The organism is Alteromonas marina, from assembly GCF_000808575.1.
Classification (GTDB): Bacteria; Pseudomonadota; Gammaproteobacteria; order Enterobacterales; family Alteromonadaceae; genus Alteromonas; species Alteromonas marina_A.
The window spans coordinates 48,666-66,951 of sequence record NZ_JWLW01000013.1 but is presented as its reverse complement, the minus strand read 5'-3'; the positions used below and the strand labels follow the sequence as shown (position 1 = coordinate 66,951).

Genomic DNA, 18,286 nt, shown 5'->3' with positions numbered 1-18,286 from the left:
GATGTCTTTATAAATAAAAAGGGCGCTTACTTCATTTTACAATAACAATGAAGTGGCGCCTTTTCTCATTCTACGTCTTATACCAGAATTTGAAAGGGAACAGCCATTCCTGCATTCCCACGCTTCGCTATGAAGCTTGCCAGCGCCTTCTGAGTGAGCACTTATCTATGCGGACTGGTATTATGCTATTTGGTTAGCTTTAATACTTTGCCGTTCGGTGCATCGGTCAGTAAGTAAATGGCACCTTCTGGGCCAACTTCAACGTCGCGAATACGGGCGTGATTGTCACGAACATATTCAAACTGCTCTTCGGGCTTTCCACCTTCTACCTTGATACGGCGAAGGTGGGTAAATTTCAACGAACCCACTAATATATCGCCGTTCCACTCTTTGAACATGTCGCCTTGGTAGAAGGTTAGGCCGCTTGGTGCAATAGACGGGTCCCAGTACAACCAAGGCTGCTTCATACCATCCATATGGGTTTTGTCGCTGATAATGTCGCCACTATAGTCAACGCCATAGGTAATCACAGGCCAACCGTAGTTTGCACCGCGCTCAAGGATATTGATTTCATCACCACCTTTCGGGCCATGCTCCATCGCCCATACCGCACCAGTTTCAGGATGAATAGTAACGCCTTGCACGTTGCGGTGACCATAGCTGAATATTTCAGGGGCTTTGCCGTCTGTGAAAGGGTTATCTTCTACTGCGCTGCCGTCACGCTTTATGCGTACAATTTTACCGAAGTGGTTATCGGTATTTTGTGCTTCTTTCATATACTTATAACGGTCGCCCATTGTGACGTACAAATGCTTTTTAGCATCGAACGCTAGACGACAGCCAAAGTGAAAGCCGTTATCGACGATTGAGTCGGCACTAAAGATAACATCAACATTTTCAAGGCCTGAATTAGTAAGCGTGGCTTTTGCAACACTACTGCTGCTGCCCGGCTTGCCCTCAACCTCACTCGCTTTGCTGTAACAGAAGTAGATAGTGTTATTGCTGGCAAAATCCGGGTCGATAGCGATGTCCAACATACCACCTTGGTTTTGCGCAACTACCTTAGGCACATTACCTAGACGTCCTGATAACTTACCGTCTTTTGATAAACGCTGAATGCCACCTTCACGTTCCGTAACTAGCAGATCGCCATTTGGCAAAAATGCCATTCCCCAAGGATGAACAAGCCCTTCAGCAAGCGTGGTTACGGTAATATCGCTGTCGGTGATTTCATGCGCTTCGCCATGTTTGTGGTCTCCGTGAGCTAAAGCGGATTGGCTGATCGTAAGCGCCAATACACAAGCAAGTGACTGCGCCAGCGCGCTCACAGGTTTGGATGGTACAGCTAAAATAGTTGATGGTTTCATCGCTAGGAGCCTCATTTTAAAAAGCCGTGTAAGCGTTGACACAGGCTTCTTCTATTATTTTTAGTGGAAGGCAGTATACAAAAAAGGGCACAGCGCTGCTGTACCCTTTGTGATAATTTCACTTGCTTATGCGATAAAGGTGCCTAGTCGATTGAGCCTAAGTTAAACCACCGTCACCGCACTTATATAGCGATTTACTTTGGTAATGTTGCGCGAAGCATCCACGCAGTTTTTTCGTGAACGCGCATACGATCGCCAATTAACGCTGCAGATGACTCATCGTCTGCGTCTTGCGCTAGCTTTAACGATTCACGGCAAGTTTTCACAACTTGCTCATGACCGTGAGTTAACAATCTCACCATTTCCGTCGCTTCAGGCACACCTTCCACTTCTTCAATTGAACTAAGCTCAGCGAACGACTTATATGTGCCCGGTGCAGCAACACCTAGAGTACGAATACGCTCTGCAATTTCGTCTACCGCTTCGGCAAGCTCTGTGTAATGCTCTTCAAACATTAGGTGCAATTCACGGAACTGCGGCCCTTCTACGTTCCAGTGAAAATTATGCGTTTGAAGGTACAAAGTGTAAGAGTCGGCCAATAGCTTTTTAAGGCCTTCTGCTACTGCGTTACGATCGCTCTCAGAAATACCAATATCAATCTTGCTCATGTCACACTCCTTAACGTTAAAACCCTTTTTAGATTTACCTTCAGCCCATTCATCGGCGCTGAAAAATCTTGGTTTAAATAATATAAGTTAATAGTACTACAGAAATTTTGATTTAGATTAACGGTTTAGTTGATTGCATTCATCGCATTAATCGATGACTTTATACATTCTGCCTCAGCCACTCTATTAATGGTGGTGATGGTGGCTTTCGCCCGCTTCTTTTTTAACAGGTAGCAAAACCGGTAGTTCACTCCCATCGCTAAATGTGAGGGTTAGTGCTACTTCGCTGCCCTCTTCTAATCCTTTGGTCAGCCCCATCAACATGATATGACGGCCGCCTGATTCAAAAGAGACCATTTCGCCCGCTTTTATTATAACGCCGTCAGTTAGCTCACGCATTTTCATCACGTCTTCCTCCATCACCGTTGTGTGGATTTGAGCTTCACTTGCTACATCGTTTGATACTGAAACAGACGTCAGTGTTTTATCGCTGTCACTATGATTATGCAAAGTAAAGTACACTGCGCCGGTTTTTGCCAAAGCAAATGTTGCTCTGGCATAACCATCCATAACCATTACATCTGATTGCTTACTGGCGTGCTTGTGCTGCTCTTTCGGCAAGTGATGATTTTCATGGTCATTGCCATGCGCGTAAATAGTCGCAGACATGCTTAAAGAAAATAAGCCAGTTACGATAACTAATGGTTTAAATGATTTGGAAAAAAGTGACATACAGTCTGCTCCGAATGAATACTCGTAAGCAAGTGTACGTAAGATTGGCATAGGAAAAAAGAAAAATGGTGCCGACTGCCGGAATCGAACTGGCGACCTACTGATTACAAGTCAGTTGCTCTACCAACTGAGCTAAGTCGGCACACTTTAAAAACCGCTGCCTAGACAGCGGATGCGTATTCTAGCGATAAACGCGTGGGTGTCAACCTTTTAATCGCGTTGCTTCACCAACTAATTTTGGGAAGTACTCAAGTGGTAAATATTTGCTCAATGCCATGAGCTTTTCACCCAAGCTTTCATAACTATTCGTGGTGACATTGATGTGTCCCATCTTGCGCTTTTCACGAACAGATTTTCCGTACCAGTGAAGATGACTACCATCGATGCTTAGCAAATCGCGCGAGAAGCTGCTGCAACCAATAATGTTGACCATAGCGCTTGGGCCAATGGCTGACGTGTCACCAAGAGGCAATCCACATACTGCGCGTAAGTGATTTTCAAACTGACTGGTTACAGCGCCCGACTGGCTCCAGTGCCCAGAGTTATGTACACGAGGAGCAAGTTCGTTTACAAGTAGCTTGTCGCCTACTTGGAATAGTTCCACAGCCAGCACACCGACGTAGTTCATACCCTCAGCAAGTTTCACAAAAATATCGTGAGCCTGGGCCTGAAGTGCATCATCAACGTTAGTCGCTGGTGCAACCGACACGTGAAGTTGACCTTGGTGATGCAAATTTTCAGCAAGTGGATAGGTGCGTACGTCGCCATTAGCATTGCGTACACCGATTAATGACAACTCTCTGTCGAAAGCCACCATTTTTTCAACCACTAAAGGCACAGTCTGCAAATCTAATCCCTGAAGTGCATTTTTTAGTTCAGGTAAGTCAGCCTCATCACTTAAACGCCATTGACCATATCCGTCATAGCCATCGCGGCTAGCCTTAAGAATGAGTTTGCTACCCAACTGCTTTACGCAATCGTCTAACTGGGCAAGGTCGGTAACTATTTGGTGCTCACAATTTGCCACCTGCATGCTTTCAAGCAGCTTTTTCTCACGTACGCGATCGGCGCCAACAAGAATGCTGTCAATATTTGGCATCAACTTGTTTGTTTTCGCCGCGTCTTCAAGAAGCCTTTCAGGTACATGCTCAAATTCTACGGTAAGAGCATCTGCACCTTCTAGTGCTTGAGCAAGTGAGATTTCAAGAGGGGTTTTGCTAACTGGATGTACAACGGTATCGTTGTTTACGTCCACAGCTTGAACGTCAATACCTAACGGGCTTCCCGCCAGGTACATCATTTGAGCAAGTTGGCCTGCGCCGTAAACGACTACTCTCATTCATCTAGCTCCAACGTATTGCTTGAAGCAAGTACCGTATCAGTTTGCGATTTTCTAAAAGCGATAACGGCATTGCGTACGCTTTCGTCTTGCAGCGCAACAACTTGTGCCGCGAGAAGACCCGCATTTGCTGCACCAGCCTCACCTATTGCCAGTGTACCTACCGCAACACCTTTCGGCATTTGAACGATAGAAAGCAGTGAGTCTAATCCATTGAGCGCCTTTGATTTAACCGGGCAGCCAAACACAGGTAAATGCGTGTGTGCAGCAATCATACCCGGTAAGTGAGCTGCGCCGCCTGCGCCAGCAATGATTGCGCTAAAACCTTCATCTGCAGCGCTTTCTGCAAACTCTACTAGCAAGTTGGGTGTACGGTGCGCCGACACCACCTTCGCTTCAAATTCAACACCAAACGACTTCAGCATTTTTGCGGCCTGCTGCATAGTAGGCCAGTCTGAAGTTGAACCCATTACAATCGCGACTTTTGCCATCTAGAGATCCTCGGGGTAGGTAAAGTGGACAACCTTGGAAAGGCCGCGATTGTAGCGTAAAACCGTTCAAAATCCCACCGTAAATGGCGTCAATTATAGCGCCACTCGCTTAAGGGTTGTTGAGGCTACTCTCTTATAAGGGTGATCTATCTCTTCGCTGTCAGTCGTATTAACTATAATTAATTTATGTAGAAAAGTTGCCTGACTACACGGATTAACGAACGCTTTTATTTCCACATTTTGCGACGTTGACCATGAACGGGCGTTAGAGGTTATTGATGACAGATAAACACGAACCCGACGTACTTGATGAGGTGATAGAAGAAGTACAAGACGTGGTCTCTGACTTCTTAAATCGCGAAGCCGCTCCCGGCATATTGTTAATGGGTGCAACGATTCTTGCGCTCATTATTGCTAATTCTCCCCTAGATACGCTTTACGATCATTTAATCAGTATGCCGGTACAAATATCAGCCGGTACGTGGGCTATCGATAAGCCATTATTGCTGTGGATTAACGACGGGTTAATGGCGGTGTTCTTTTTTCACGTGGGTCTGGAACTGAAGCGGGAAATCTGCGAAGGTGAATTGGCCAATCCTAAAGATATTATTTTACCCGCAGCGGGTGCTGTTGGTGGTATGGCACTACCCGCCTTGATATATGTAGGCATCAACTGGGACAACCCCGTAGCCATTGCAGGGTGGGCAATTCCCGCCGCTACTGACATCGCGTTTGCGTTAGGTATTTTGGCGCTACTAGGTAGTCGAGTACCTACGAGCCTGAAAGTTTTCTTAGTCACCCTGGCTATTATTGACGATATCGGTGCTATCGTAATTATTGCCCTGTTTTACACCGAGCACATTACCGCGGGTGCGCTGTATATTGCTGCAGGTTGTTTATTGCTGTTGTGGCAAATGAATAAACGCAATGTGGTAGATATTCCGCCTTATGTTTTTGTGGGAATCATTCTGTGGGTAGCCATGTTGAAGTCAGGCGTTCACGCCACACTGGCAGGTGTCGTACTTGCTGGCTTTATTCCTATGCGGGATGAGAAAGACGAATCTTATTCTCCGGTAACGCGACTAGAGCACGGTTTGAATGGCTCGGTGAGTTTCGCGATCCTACCTTTATTCGCCTTCGCTAACGCCGGCATAAGTTTTGGTAACATCAGTCCGGAGGGTATTTTCCATCCTGTTACCTTTGGGATCTTTCTTGGCTTGGTTGTGGGTAAACAAATTGGCGTATTCGGTTTTTGCTACTTAATGGTGAAGTTAAAGCTGGCTAAGTTACCAGAGGATCTTAACTTCAAGCATATCTATGGCTGTGCGCTACTTTGCGGTGTTGGCTTTACAATGAGCTTATTCATTGGGGGACTGGCCTTTGCACAGACAGGTATCAATCAAATTTTTGACGAGCGTGTGGGCATTTTAACCGGCTCTCTTGTCTCGGCGTGCTTAGGATATATTGTACTGCGATTCGTTAGCGAAGCGCCGAGCGATAACACTGATGTAGCCTCAAACGCGAGCAAGTTCACGGGCAATACAGTCAAATAGAACCTGCTTGCGAATAGGCTTACTTAAATGCGCATTCATGCCTGCTTCTAAGCAGGCATTTTTGTCTTCGATAAACGCATTGGCGGTTAAGGCAATAATTTTAACCTTGTCTTTATTTCTGCCTTCTTCGCGAATAAGCCTTGATGCAGTATGCCCGTCCATGATGGGCATTTGGCAATCCATTAAAATCACATCAAAGTCGTGTTTTTTTTCTGCGGCCACCGCGTCTAGCCCATTCTTAGTTCGAATGCACTTGATATTCTCTGACTTAAGCATTTCTATAACGATGTCTGCGTTTATGTCATTGTCTTCTGCAAGTAGTACACGAATTGCACTAGGTAAGGATGGAGGCGCTTCACGCTGCTGTTGAATGCCGCCCCAACAGATTGTGGCTGGAATATGAAAAGTGAAGCTAGTTCCTACATCTAACTCGCTTTCAACGTAGAGTTCACCGCCAAGTAATTCGATCAGCCCTTTTGAGATGGCCAGCCCCAAACCGGTTCCCCCATAGTGGCGCGTAGTCGATGCATCTGCTTGCTCGAATTTCTCGAAAATAAGGTGCAATTTGTCGGGCGCAATTCCGATACCAGTATCAAGGACTGAAACTTTCAACCCTTGATGGGCATAACTCACGTTAACCGATACCTCACCTTCATTGGTAAATTTTATGGCGTTGCTTAGTAAATTATTAAGTACTTGAGCTACTTTACCAGCATCAATGTTCAAGACTTCTGGCACATCGCTGCTAATACGAAGCGTAACATCATAGCCTTTTATTTGCGCAGTGTGGCGATATAGCTCACAGGATGCCGTTAATAATTCACGGATGTCGCAACGCTGAATGTCACAGAGCATCTTCCCAGATTCGATTTTAGACCAATCTAGAATGCTATCCAAAATAATCAGTAGATTCGTCGCTGAGCGAGAGATAGTTTTTGCCCTCACTGCGACATGCTCAGGCAAAGCATTGTCTAGCATTAAATCACATGAGCCAACGATACCGTTCATTGGCGTTCTTATCTCATGACTCATATTGGCAAGAAACTGAGTTTTGGCCACGTTTGCAGCTTCGGCCTCTTTCAGAGCTAGCGCTAAATGCTCGGTTTTTTCCTCTATGCGCTGCTCTAAAGACTGGTTCAACTCATTAAGTTCTTTATTTAATTCTTGCTCTACTTCCTTCGCTTTTTTAAGTTCGTCAAACGCACCAAGTAAGCGAGCTTCCAAGCCCATAAACTCATCGCTTAGCGACGAAAGCTCTTGGATGTGCAAAGCTCTTTGCGGAGCTTTATTTCCATTTTTTTGATTAGGATCGAACTCAGCAATGTAACGGACAAGTCGGCGAATAGGCGCACCTACCATTTTGGCCACCACATACCCCGTGAATGTCCCAAAGGCAGATAAAGCCAACAACAACAGGAGGTCTTTTAGCAAGTAACTGCTCATTGAGGCGTGTAAAAGCCGCTTATCGAAGTAATAGCTAACCTTCCAATTGGCAAAAGAAAGGCTTTCGGTGAACCTTAGCCACTTTCTACCTTGGGAACCGGAACCGTTATTAACTTCTTCAACTTCGACGCCACAATTGGGTTCACACGAGTAAAACGGCGCTTTGGTCAGCGGTTTCATCGCTAGCGCATCAGATGCGTAGATCACCTCACCTTTTTGATCTTCTATCAGCATCAAAAATCCACCAAGGCTCAGGTCATCAATTGCGTTAAAACTTTTTAAAGATAGTGAACCTTCTACAATACCTTTGGGCACTCCGTCCCTATCTAAGATTGGCGCAGATATCGCGACAATTGGGTCGTTGCCGAAACCTCTGCCTTGAAAAACATTGGACAAGAATGGCGTGCCTGACTGCATGACTTCGTAAAAATAAGGACGATAAGACACGTTAGGTAAGCCATTTTTTCTCGCCTTTTCTAGCATACTTGACGGATAAGCGTGTGTGATGTCGCCGCTTTCATCTGCTACTAGAAAGGTTAAAAACTCAGGGTTGTGCGACGCAACAATTTGTAAATTAGCACCGGCCGTTGTTTCTAAGCTATTTTTCGATGCAGAATTTGAAAGAACTTGCGCTGTACTGATAATGGCATTTTGATGATGGCGTATAAAGGTTGAAAGCTGAAATTCAAGCACTTTCACCCGCTGCTTCATGTAGCTATGGATTTGTTGCTCTTGCTGATGTTGAAACAAGCTGACTGATAGATAAATGACGGCCATAGACGCAACGAAGAAGCAACCCGAAAAGAAGTATCCTAAAAGAAAATGAAGCGTAATACGTTCCGATTTGTTCGAGGTTTGCCGCTTGAGGCCATGTATAGCCAAGTACGCAAAATGGCCGGTAACAAGCCCTAATACACCACTCACCCAAGTCACTAAAACACCTGAGAACAGCATATTTACGTTGTCACTATCGTAAAGAGAGTGCTCTAAAAGCAAAACCGGTAAAAAGACAATAGACCAAAATCCTGCGCCTACTTTAATGACCTGCCTTAGCGATTTGTTATAGCCGAAAAAACTCAGCACTATTGGTAGTAACGTCAGGCTTTCTTTCCCTACAATACTGCCTTCGCTCAGCCACATAGGAAGACTTATTACAAGGGCAATGGGAACAGATATAAGAGGTGAAAAACGGAGCGATGCATACACCGCAGCGCCCACGCCAAAGGTAGCAATGCCCGAACTATCAAAAGGTGGATTTAAAGCATTTAGCCCTGCGCCAAGTGCACATACAAATAGCGCTTGAAAAGCCGAAGACCATGTAAAAGAAAATGAAATACTACCTATTTTCAACGCATGTCTCCGGCGAATACGCTTAGTGTTGAGCCATATAATCTAAAGTAAAGTTTGTGAGAAGCTTCACACCTAACTTCATGCCTTCATCGTCAACATAAAACTCCGGTGTATGGTGAGCGGGGCTATCTTCTTCAGATACATCCAATGGCTTGCCGCCTACCCAAACATACAAACCTGGAATTTTCTCTTGAAAAAATGAAAAGTCTTCTGCACCAGTGACCGGTTTAGAAAGCAATGTGTTCTCAACGCCAGCGGTACGCTGCATGGTAGGCAGCATAGCTTTTGTCAGCTCTGGGTCGTTGTAGGTGATGGGGTAATAGTAATCTAGCGGTAAAGTAAGTTCTGCTTCTGCGCCCATACTCTCTGCTATAGCCTTTACTTTACGCGGAAGCGACTCGTAAATATGATCGCGCGCGGCTTCATTGAGGGTACGGATTGTGCCAACCATTTCTACTTCATTAGGAATGATGTTTGAACGGTTACCGCCATGAATAGACCCAATGGACACGACTGCTGCATCGTCAATCAATTTCAATTCACGACTGACAATGGTCTGAATAGACATGATCATTTGCGCAGCTGTAACTACAGGGTCAACGCTCTTCCAAGGATAAGCGCCATGAGCTTGCTTACCGTGAATAACAATTTTAAACGGATCTACGGCTGCCATGGTGCCACCCGCGTTGTAGCGCACTTTACCAACATCGGTATTAGCATTGATATGCAGACCAAAAATGGCGTCTACATCCGGGTTTTTAAGTACACCTTCAGCGACCATAACTTCAGCCCCGCCTTTTTCTCCAGCCGGTGCGCCTTCTTCTGCAGGCTGAAAGATAAACTTCACTTTACCTTTCAGGTCGCCTTTAATTTCGGTAAGAATTTTTGCCGCCCCCATGAGCATTGCCATGTGAGTATCGTGACCACAGGCGTGCATAACCGGCACTTCTTTTCCGTTGTATTCGCCCATCTGCTTTGAGCGGTAGGACAAATCGTTTTGCTCTTTTACAGGAAGTCCGTCCATGTCTGCACGTAATGCAACGACAGGACCTGGCTTGCCCGAGTCTAAAATAGCTACCACACCCGTTTTTGCCACACCGGTCTGCACTTCTAAACCTAGACTTTCAAGGTAGTCAGCAACATATTCAGCGGTTTTAAACTCGCGATTCGATAATTCAGGAAATTCATGAAAGTGATGACGCCATTTAATTACATCAGGCTCGACTTTATTCGCTAATTCATCAACATTGATCTGAGCGGCATTAGCAGCTGACACAGAGGCCAACCCTGCAAATGCGAGTGACAGCAATTTTTGGTACATAACTATTATTTCCTTTGGTGTTTTTTAGACAGAGTAAATCATCTCAAGGGAGAAAACACCACTGAACTAACGATTGCTGTTAAATATCAATAAGCCAACGAAAATACCCCATTCACAAGACTGAGGGTATTAGACAGAAGTATAAGAAAAGTGCTTTATCGATGCAGGGAATAAAAAAGGCGCCAACTGGCGCCTTTTCTTTAAAAATCAAATTATTACTAAGTTTCTATTAACTCTTTTGTCTACGCATTGCGTCAAAGAACTCATCATTTGTCTTGGTCATCGACAACTTACTGATAAGGAAGTCCATGGCGTCAATTTCTGACATCTCGTGAACAATTTTGCGAAGGATCCACATTTTCTGTAGTTCGTCTTGCGCAGTAAGCAGCTCTTCACGACGGGTACCAGAGCGATTAAAGTCGATAGCCGGGAATACACGTTTTTCCGCGATTTTGCGGTTAAGATGTAATTCCATGTTACCTGTACCTTTAAACTCTTCGTAGATAACTTCATCCATTTTAGAGCCAGTGTCGATAAGCGCTGTTGCGATAATCGTTAAGCTTCCGCCTTCTTCAACATTACGGGCTGCACCAAAGAAACGCTTGGGCTTGTGAAGTGCATTCGCGTCAACACCACCGGTAAGTACTTTACCTGATGAAGGGATAACCGTGTTGTAAGCGCGGGCAAGACGGGTGATAGAGTCAAGCAGGATAACCACGTCTTTCTTGTGTTCTACAAGACGCTTGGCTTTTTCGATAACCATTTCAGCTACTTGTACGTGACGGCTTGCAGGTTCATCGAATGTTGATGCCACTACTTCGCCTTGTACAAGGCGGTGCATTTCGGTTACTTCTTCTGGACGCTCGTCAATCAGCAATACCATTAACTCACAATCTGGGTGGTTAGCAGCAATTGACTGGGCAATATTCTGAAGAAGAAGGGTTTTACCGGCTTTAGGTGGTGCTACAATGAGTCCACGCTGGCCTTTACCAATTGGCGACGCTAAATCCAGGACACGTGCCGTAATGTCTTCTGTTGAGCCATTACCACGTTCCATGCGCAAGCGATCTGCTGCGTGAAGCGGTGTAAGGTTTTCGAAAAGAATTTTATTTCGTGAGTTTTCAGGCTTGTCGAAGTTAACTTCGCGAATTTTTAGCAGGGCAAAGTAGCGTTCACTGTCTTTTGGTGGACGAATCTTCCCAGCAATCGTATCGCCCGTACGCAAGTTAAAGCGTCGGATTTGGCTTGGCGATACGTAAATATCGTCTGGTCCTGCGAGATACGATGAATCAGCTGAGCGTAAGAAGCCGAAACCGTCCTGTAAAATTTCTAATACCCCATCACCAAAGATGTCTTCACCGCTTTTTGCGTGAGTCTTTAGAATTGAGAAAATGATGTCTTGTTTTCTGGCGCGCGCCATGTTTTCCAGGCCCATTTCCTCGGCCAGGTTAACCAACTCGCTTATTGGTTTGTTCTTTAATTCAGTTAAATTCATACTGGTGGGTCTTTGTGCTTGAACTTCGCTTACAGGACTTAAAGTCACTCTGTTCTAGTTTAGATTTGATATCACCCGGATATGGGCGTAAGCAGAATGCTGCTCGGATGAGCGCTTTAGAAAAGTTAGCACTATATTTAACCAACGTCCAGCGTTTTACCGCCCAAATGTTAAATAAATTATTGCGTCCTTTTCTGATATGGAATGCAAGTACCTGTGTTTTAGATAAAAACCGGTGCTTTATTCGCACCGGTTTTTTGTTTTATAGCTATTAAAGATTTTCGTTAAGAAACTCTGTTAATTGAGCTTTGGATAGCGCGCCAACTTTAGTTGCTGCAACGTTACCGTTTTTGAAAAGTAGCAATGTAGGAATACCACGAATACCATATTTAGGTGGAGTTTCGTTATTTTCATCGACATTCAACTTGCCAACTGTTAACTTGCCATCAAACTCGGTCGCAACTTCTTCCAAGATTGGTGCGATCATTTTACACGGGCCACACCATTCGGCCCAGAAGTCAACCAGTACAGGACCTTCAGCATTGATAACATCTGCTTCGAATTTATCGTCAGATAACTGGATAATTTTGTCGCTCATTCTTTTCTCCATTATTGGTCTGTCGCTGATTTGTCTCAGCCCGACCATAAGTGTTATATAGAAACTGTTTTTTAATGCAAGCACTGATAAGCTATAAGCTATGCCTACTCACTTAACTGATACTCACTTTTCTGACCTGCCGATTAACGGCAAGGTTGTTGACGCCTTGGCGGCAGCTAATTTTTCACATTGTACACCAATTCAAGCACTTGCACTGCCTCCTTTATTAGAAGGTCACGACATTGCAGGTCAGGCTCAAACCGGAACTGGTAAAACCATTGCTTTTTTGGTAGCTACATTTCACTATTTGCTAAGCAAAGCAGAAAATGCAGACAACAGCAAATCAAATGGCCCTCGCGCAATTATCATGGCGCCGACCAGAGAGCTAGCCGTTCAAATTTATAACGACGCCAAATTGCTTAGTGAGCATACTGGATTGTCGCTTGGTTTGATTTATGGGGGCGAAGGTTACCAAAGTCAACGTGAAACTTTGGAAGAAGGGGTAGATATTATAATTGGTACGACAGGACGCATTCTTGATTACTACAAGCAAAATGTGTTCACGCTGAAGAATATTCAGGTTGCCGTACTTGATGAAGCCGACCGAATGTTCGATTTGGGCTTTATTAAAGATATCCGCTTTTTATTCCGTCGTATGCCTCCAGCAAGCGAACGCTTAAGCATGCTATTTTCAGCGACGCTAAGCTACCGCGTACAGGAACTTGCTTACGAGCACATGAACAATCCAACCCACGTTCAGGTGGCGCCAGAGCAAACCACCGCTACACGCGTTTCTCAAGAGCTATTTTACCCGTCTGATGATGACAAGATGCTGTTACTTCTTACACTACTTGAAGAAGAATGGCCTGAAAAAGCGATTGTGTTTGCAAACACGAAAAACAGTTGTGAAAAAGTCACCGACTGGCTTACCGCAGATGGCCATCGTGTGGGCTTACTTAGTGGCGATGTACCACAGAAGAAACGCTTGGGGATCTTAGAAGATTTCACCAAAGGTAACCTAGACATTCTGGTGGCAACCGACGTTGCAGCGCGAGGTCTTCACATTGACGCGGTAACGCACGTATTTAACTACGACTTACCTGACGATGCGGAAGACTATGTACACCGTATCGGTCGTACCGGGCGCGCAGGACAAAGTGGTGTTGCGATTAGTTTTGCATGCGAGAAGTACGCACTAAACTTACCTGCTATTGAGCAATACATCCAAAAGGCAATACCGGTTACCGATTACGACCGCACCGCCCTCCTTGATGATGTAACGCCTCCAAAACCACGTAGAAGACGTACGCCCAACAACCGCAATTCTTCACGCCGTGGTAACGGTAGAGGCAGAGGAAAGCCCCAAAACCGAAACAATAGAACGCAATAATAAAGCGAAAGGTAGTTAATTAGAAACGAGATTTTATGCAGGCAGAACTCCAGCACGACGCACAAACTTACGGTGAGTATTACGCCGCCGTGGACTTAGGCTCCAACAGCTTTCACATGGTGATTGTTCACGTTGTTAATGGCAGTGTGCAAATAATAGGGAAAATTAAACAGAAAGTGCGCCTGGCAGCAGGTTTAGATGATGACCTAGCACTGGATGACGTAAGCATGGAACGCGGCTGGCAATGCCTGCAGGTATTTTCGGAGCGCCTGCAGGACATCCCTCCCTCTAACATAAAAATTGTTGCTACCGCTACGTTGCGACTAGCAACCAATGCGCATATTTTCATTCGTAAAGCAGAAGAGATCCTTAATCACAAACTTGAAGTGATTAGCGGTGAAGAAGAAGCCCGACAAATTTATCTTGGTGTAGCTTATACATCCGCCAACCAAGGCAATAGCTTAGTTATTGATATTGGCGGCGCGAGTACCGAAATCATCATCGGGAACGACATGCAACCGATTCATCTGAAAAGTTTGGATATGGGCTGCGTGACTTTCATGGAGCGCTATTTTACAGGCGGAAAAATAACTGAAGGTAATTTCGAAAATGCTAAGCAAGCAGCACATTCGCTGATTGCTAATGTATCAAACGCTTTTTTATGTTTTGACTGGGAAAATTGTTTAGGTGCATCTGGCACGCCGCAGGCCATTACCGAAATTTTGGTGGCCCAAGGCATCAGCGACGCTATCCGCTTAGACTACCTGTATCACCTTGAAAAGCAATGTATTGAGTGCGGCAGTATTAAAACACTCGATATCGACGGCTTAGAAGACAATAGAAAAGCTATTTTCCCTTCAGGCTTAGCCATTTTGATCAGCCTGTTTGAAGCACTAAATATTAAGCACATGAACATTTCTGGCGGCGCCCTGCGTGAAGGGCTTATCTATGGAATGTTAGATAATGTCACAGAAAACGATAGACGCCAGCAAACGCTTAACCAAGCAAAACAGCGTTATCATATCGACAAAAATCACGCGAATTCTGTTCGCCATGTGGCACTTGGGCTATGCCATCAGCTTTGCGCCCAACAAAACATCTGTCACCTAGATACGGAAACTATCTTGGGTGCTGCTGCACAGCTTCATGAAATCGGCCTTCATATCGAATATAAACGTCACCACGAGCACGGTGAATATATTCTAAGTCATATCGATTTACCCGGCTTTACTCGATTACAGCGTTCAGCAATTCGCGATTTAGTAGCGCAACATCGCTTAACCATTAACACTCAAATTTTCGAAAAGTATCACGAAGATTACCGCCCCATGCTCAAAGGATTGCTTCGAATACTTAGGATTGCAGTTGTGTTATGTCTACGCCGTCAGAACAAGCATATTCCTGAAGTTTCTTTAAGCTGCGACGATAGTAAGTGGACGCTTACTTTTCCAGAAGGTTGGCTGAAGTCGCACCCTTTGATTAATGCCGAGCTAGCTAATGAGTGCTGGCTTCAACACAAAGCTGGTTGCGAGCTCGTCTGTAAGTAAACACTCACATTTATACTTCAAAAAACAAAAACCGTGCTAAGCACGGTTTTTTTATGGACGATTAATGCGCGTTAATAATAAGCGCGTTACTTGGCATTTTGTTTCGCGAGTAACTCAGCCGCTTTAGGCGCAAAGTACGTCAGAATTCCATCTGCACCCGCCCTTTTAAAAGCAAGTAAAGACTCTAATATTACCGCCTCTTCGTTTAACCAACCATTCGCAAATGCAGCTTGGTGCATGGCGTACTCGCCACTTACTTGATACGCAAATGTCGGGACTTTAAATTCGTCTTTACAACGACGCACAACATCTAAGTACGGCATACCTGGCTTCACCATTACCATGTCAGCGCCCTCTTCTATATCAAGCGCAATTTCGTGGAGTGCTTCATCGGTGTTGGAAGGATCCATTTGATAGGTTTTCTTGTTGCCGCCCTTTATATTTGCAGCGGAGCCGACGGCATCACGAAATGGACCGTAGTATGCAGACGCGTATTTAGCTGAATAAGCCATAATACACGTATTGATGTGACCTGCTTCTTCAAGTGCTTTTCGGATACTACCAATGCGTCCATCCATCATGTCAGAAGGTGCTACAATATCAGCGCCAGCTTCGGCATGAGATAATGCCTGTTTGATTAGTACCTCAACCGTCTCATCGTTCATCACGTAACCAGTCTCGTCTAAAAGGCCGTCTTGACCGTGAGACGTAAAAGGGTCTAGTGCGATATCAGACATCAGCATTACCTCAGGAAATGCCTTTTTAAGCGCTCTCATTGCTTGCTGAGCAAGACCTTCAGGGTTAAAGGCTTCACTAGCACATTCCGTTTTAAGCGACATGGGGGTTACAGGGAAAAGCGCTATCGTTCTAATGCCCAGCTCTACCCATTTCGCCGTTTCTTGCACTAGCAAGTCGATAGAAAGTCTTTCCACACCCGGCATAGAAGGTACGGGTTCACGCGTATTTTCACCGGGCAATACAAACACTGGATAGATTAAATCATCCGTAGTTAGCCTATTCTCTGCAACAAGCCCTCTTAGCGCATCTTTAGCTCGCAACCTACGCATACGACGGTGAGGGAAAGATGAAGACATCATAATTTTTCCTGTAAATGTTTGTGTATTACCGTGTTGCGCCCTGAAGCTTTTGCTTCATACAGGCACTCATCAGTAAATTTAAATAGACTCTGCGCGTGCTCTTCGTCAGCAATAATGGTGGTAGATACACCTGCACTCGCGGTTAGCTTAATGATTTCACCCTCATATTCAAGAGGGCTGTTTTCAAGGCTATGTCGAATACTCTCGGCTACGTGATACGCGCCATCCAAGTCTGTATTAGGCAATATAATGGCAAATTCTTCACCCCCTATTCGACACAAGTCATCTGTTGGGCGATGGATGAGTTTTTGAAAAACCTTTGTCACGTGGATTAAACATGCGTCTCCACCGTCGTGACCATACTCGTCGTTGATATTCTTAAAGTGATCCACATCAATAATAATCAGCGATAAAGGCGTTTGCTCACGGCGGCTTCGCCTTCCCTCTGAGCGTAATCGCTTGTCGAAGTGTCGACGATTGTGCGCGCCTGTGAGCGGATCAATCGCATTAAGCCGCTCTAACTCCTGATTAACCTCAGAAAGCTCGCGCAGGGTTATCTCTAATTCAAGTGTTCGTTCCTGAACTTTGTATTCTAAATCGTCTTGGTAGCGCTTTTGCACTTCCAACAGTTTTTCCTTAGCGGAGCTTGCCTGCTTTTCTTGCTCAAGGGCAAACTGCTGGGCATTGATTAAGTCGTCACGACTGTGGCTGTAATTAATGGCAAGAATGAGCGCTAATATAAGCGCTTCAACCGTGCCACCAATAATCAGCAGGTTGTTGGATGAAATAGGTAACTGGATGATATTTACATTATCTAGACTGGCTGTTAATCCACTCACTAATAGAAAGGCCCAAGCGATTGTGAAATAGCGGGCTATCACCTCTCCTTTAAGTGAAAGCCACACGCCCAGAGACAAAGTAAAAATAACCACGAGGCTTAGCAATAAAAGAAATGCTTTTATCATTAACCAATAAGGAAGAATAAGACCTGCAATGATACTTAAACCACACACCCAACTAATCGCTTTGGTCACGCGGTCTAGCTTTTCACTGTATTCCCTTATAGGCAAGAGACTACGGGTAAATAACGCAGCAAACATAATGGTACAGTTTGCAAAAACGATAATTGCTTTGCTTTGAAACCATGTACTTGCAGGCCAAATATAGGAAAACCCGTAGCCGTGTAGCGTCATCAACGTAAGTGCGAGGTTGACCACATAACCGGCATAAAATAAGAAAGACACGTTTTTTGTGGTTAAAGTCAAAAACGCATTGCTCACTCCCATCGCGATTAAAATACCGAAAAAGATGCCTAGTACTAAGTTTCTACTTGATGTGTATTCTATAAACTCAGTCTCTTCCCAGATAAGGATAGGAAGGCGAATAGTGCCCGATGTTTGCATCTTGATAATAACGCGCTGAGACTGCGCACTGGCAGGCAGTGGGAACAAAGGCTTAACGTGTGTAATGGGCCTATCTTCAAAGCTTTGCTTATCTCCACTCGAGTAAGTCACAATAGGTTTACTGCCCACTTGGCTATACACGGCCACATCAAGTTTATCTAATAATGGATAGTCGATGTGCAGAAGAGCGCGACTTTGGTTACTCTGTGTTGGCTCAACTATCATCGAAAACCAATAGACATCGGTATCCATTCCTAAGTTGACTGGAGATGCAATTGGAGACCAATCATTCGCGGGCGTTTGTATAATATTATTAAAGTCGAACGTTTTTCCGTTCACCTCTTTTAAATAACTTAACTGAGAATAACGAGGTGAAACGCTTGTCGCTGGAGACAAGTTCATCAAGACAAAGACAAAAGCAACAGCGGCAAGAACTGTAGTGAGAATAAGACCCGCATCATACTTGCGCATCGCTTTTAGATTTGTCTGCAT

At 44.9% G+C, this 18,286-nt stretch carries 14 protein-coding genes and 1 tRNA gene; 3 read left to right on the top strand and 12 right to left on the bottom strand.

The features are described 5' to 3' along the window. Positions 1-185 precede the first annotated feature (185 nt). The 6 genes from RJ41_RS08420 to purE form a co-directional block, all read right to left on the bottom strand. A complete protein-coding gene (locus RJ41_RS08420; protein WP_039219328.1) occupies positions 186-1,367 on the bottom strand; it encodes a PQQ-dependent sugar dehydrogenase in 1,182 nt (393 codons plus the stop codon). Positions 1,368-1,561: 194 nt separating this feature from the next. Beyond that, positions 1,562-2,035 carry a Dps family protein gene (locus tag RJ41_RS08415; RefSeq protein ID WP_014948101.1) on the bottom strand — a complete coding sequence of 158 codons (474 nt, stop codon included), beginning with the start codon at positions 2,033-2,035 and terminating at the stop codon, positions 1,562-1,564. 186 nt (positions 2,036-2,221) lie between these two features. Then, complete coding sequence (locus RJ41_RS08410) at positions 2,222-2,767, bottom strand: copper chaperone PCu(A)C (protein ID WP_039219463.1); 546 nt, start codon at positions 2,765-2,767, stop codon at positions 2,222-2,224. A 66-nt stretch (positions 2,768-2,833) separates the two neighbouring features. Further along, positions 2,834-2,909: transfer RNA gene (locus RJ41_RS08405), tRNA-Thr, on the bottom strand. Positions 2,910-2,969: 60 nt separating this feature from the next. Beyond that, on the bottom strand, positions 2,970-4,106 hold the full coding sequence (locus tag RJ41_RS08400; RefSeq protein WP_014978177.1) for a 5-(carboxyamino)imidazole ribonucleotide synthase: 1,137 nt from the start codon (positions 4,104-4,106) through the stop codon (positions 2,970-2,972). Beyond that, entirely contained in the window at positions 4,103-4,597 is a 495-nt protein-coding gene (gene purE / locus RJ41_RS08395) for a 5-(carboxyamino)imidazole ribonucleotide mutase (protein ID WP_014948098.1), read from the bottom strand. Before purE ends, RJ41_RS08400 begins: the two co-directional genes overlap by 4 nt. Before the next feature lie 278 nt (positions 4,598-4,875). Here purE and nhaA point away from each other — a divergent pair, with 278 nt between their 5' ends. Then, positions 4,876-6,150: a Na+/H+ antiporter NhaA gene (nhaA, locus tag RJ41_RS08390; protein WP_014948097.1), complete on the top strand. Its 1,275-nt coding sequence runs from the start codon at positions 4,876-4,878 to the stop codon at positions 6,148-6,150. On the opposite strand, the gene RJ41_RS08385 is transcribed toward nhaA, so the two are convergent. From RJ41_RS08385 to trxA, 4 genes are all read right to left on the bottom strand, one after another. Continuing rightward, complete coding sequence (locus RJ41_RS08385; protein ID WP_039219321.1) at positions 6,112-8,943, bottom strand: hybrid sensor histidine kinase/response regulator; 2,832 nt, start codon at positions 8,941-8,943, stop codon at positions 6,112-6,114. The genes nhaA and RJ41_RS08385 overlap by 39 nt on opposite strands. Positions 8,944-8,965: 22 nt before the next feature. Next, positions 8,966-10,264: an amidohydrolase gene (locus tag RJ41_RS08380; RefSeq protein WP_039219319.1), complete on the bottom strand. Its 1,299-nt coding sequence runs from the start codon at positions 10,262-10,264 to the stop codon at positions 8,966-8,968. A 229-nt stretch (positions 10,265-10,493) separates the two neighbouring features. Further along, entirely contained in the window at positions 10,494-11,759 is a 1,266-nt protein-coding gene (rho, locus tag RJ41_RS08375) for a transcription termination factor Rho (protein WP_014948094.1), read from the bottom strand. Positions 11,760-12,030: 271 nt separating this feature from the next. Further along, the gene (gene trxA / locus RJ41_RS08370; protein ID WP_012517074.1) at positions 12,031-12,357 is read right to left on the bottom strand and encodes a thioredoxin TrxA; all 327 of its coding nucleotides are present in this window, start codon (positions 12,355-12,357) and stop codon (positions 12,031-12,033) included. A gap of 100 nt (positions 12,358-12,457) precedes the next feature. On the opposite strand from trxA, the gene rhlB reads away from it, so the two are divergent. After that, positions 12,458-13,747, top strand: coding sequence for an ATP-dependent RNA helicase RhlB (rhlB, locus tag RJ41_RS08365; RefSeq protein ID WP_039219315.1), 1,290 nt, complete (start codon positions 12,458-12,460; stop codon positions 13,745-13,747). A 35-nt stretch (positions 13,748-13,782) separates the two neighbouring features. Next, entirely contained in the window at positions 13,783-15,294 is a 1,512-nt protein-coding gene (locus RJ41_RS08360; RefSeq protein ID WP_039219314.1) for a Ppx/GppA phosphatase family protein, read from the top strand. An 86-nt stretch (positions 15,295-15,380) separates the two neighbouring features. Here the strand turns inward: RJ41_RS08360 and hemB are convergent, their stop codons facing one another. Both hemB and RJ41_RS08350 read right to left on the bottom strand, forming a co-directional pair. After that, on the bottom strand, positions 15,381-16,391 hold the full coding sequence (gene hemB / locus RJ41_RS08355) for a porphobilinogen synthase (RefSeq protein WP_205622711.1): 1,011 nt from the start codon (positions 16,389-16,391) through the stop codon (positions 15,381-15,383). Next, positions 16,388-18,286: a sensor domain-containing diguanylate cyclase gene (locus RJ41_RS08350; RefSeq protein WP_039219312.1), complete on the bottom strand. Its 1,899-nt coding sequence runs from the start codon at positions 18,284-18,286 to the stop codon at positions 16,388-16,390. Before RJ41_RS08350 ends, hemB begins: the two co-directional genes overlap by 4 nt.

What these genes read in the sequence shown, in the direction of transcription:
- RJ41_RS08420 (WP_039219328.1), bottom strand. Translation starts at nt 1,367, where the DNA reads ATGAAACCATCAACTATTTTAGCTGTACCATCCAAACCTGTGAGCGCG.
- RJ41_RS08415 (WP_014948101.1), bottom strand. Translation starts at nt 2,035, where the DNA reads ATGAGCAAGATTGATATTGGTATTTCTGAGAGCGATCGTAACGCAGTA.
- RJ41_RS08410 (WP_039219463.1), bottom strand. Translation starts at nt 2,767, where the DNA reads ATGTCACTTTTTTCCAAATCATTTAAACCATTAGTTATCGTAACTGGC.
- RJ41_RS08400 (WP_014978177.1), bottom strand. Translation starts at nt 4,106, where the DNA reads ATGAGAGTAGTCGTTTACGGCGCAGGCCAACTTGCTCAAATGATGTAC.
- purE (WP_014948098.1), bottom strand. Translation starts at nt 4,597, where the DNA reads ATGGCAAAAGTCGCGATTGTAATGGGTTCAACTTCAGACTGGCCTACT.
- nhaA (WP_014948097.1), top strand. Translation starts at nt 4,876, where the DNA reads ATGACAGATAAACACGAACCCGACGTACTTGATGAGGTGATAGAAGAA.
- RJ41_RS08380 (WP_039219319.1), bottom strand. Translation starts at nt 10,264, where the DNA reads ATGTACCAAAAATTGCTGTCACTCGCATTTGCAGGGTTGGCCTCTGTG.
- rho (WP_014948094.1), bottom strand. Translation starts at nt 11,759, where the DNA reads ATGAATTTAACTGAATTAAAGAACAAACCAATAAGCGAGTTGGTTAAC.
- trxA (WP_012517074.1), bottom strand. Translation starts at nt 12,357, where the DNA reads ATGAGCGACAAAATTATCCAGTTATCTGACGATAAATTCGAAGCAGAT.
- rhlB (WP_039219315.1), top strand. Translation starts at nt 12,458, where the DNA reads ATGCCTACTCACTTAACTGATACTCACTTTTCTGACCTGCCGATTAAC.
- RJ41_RS08360 (WP_039219314.1), top strand. Translation starts at nt 13,783, where the DNA reads ATGCAGGCAGAACTCCAGCACGACGCACAAACTTACGGTGAGTATTAC.
- hemB (WP_205622711.1), bottom strand. Translation starts at nt 16,391, where the DNA reads ATGATGTCTTCATCTTTCCCTCACCGTCGTATGCGTAGGTTGCGAGCT.
- RJ41_RS08350 (WP_039219312.1), bottom strand. Translation starts at nt 18,286, where the DNA reads ATGCAGACAAATCTAAAAGCGATGCGCAAGTATGATGCGGGTCTTATT.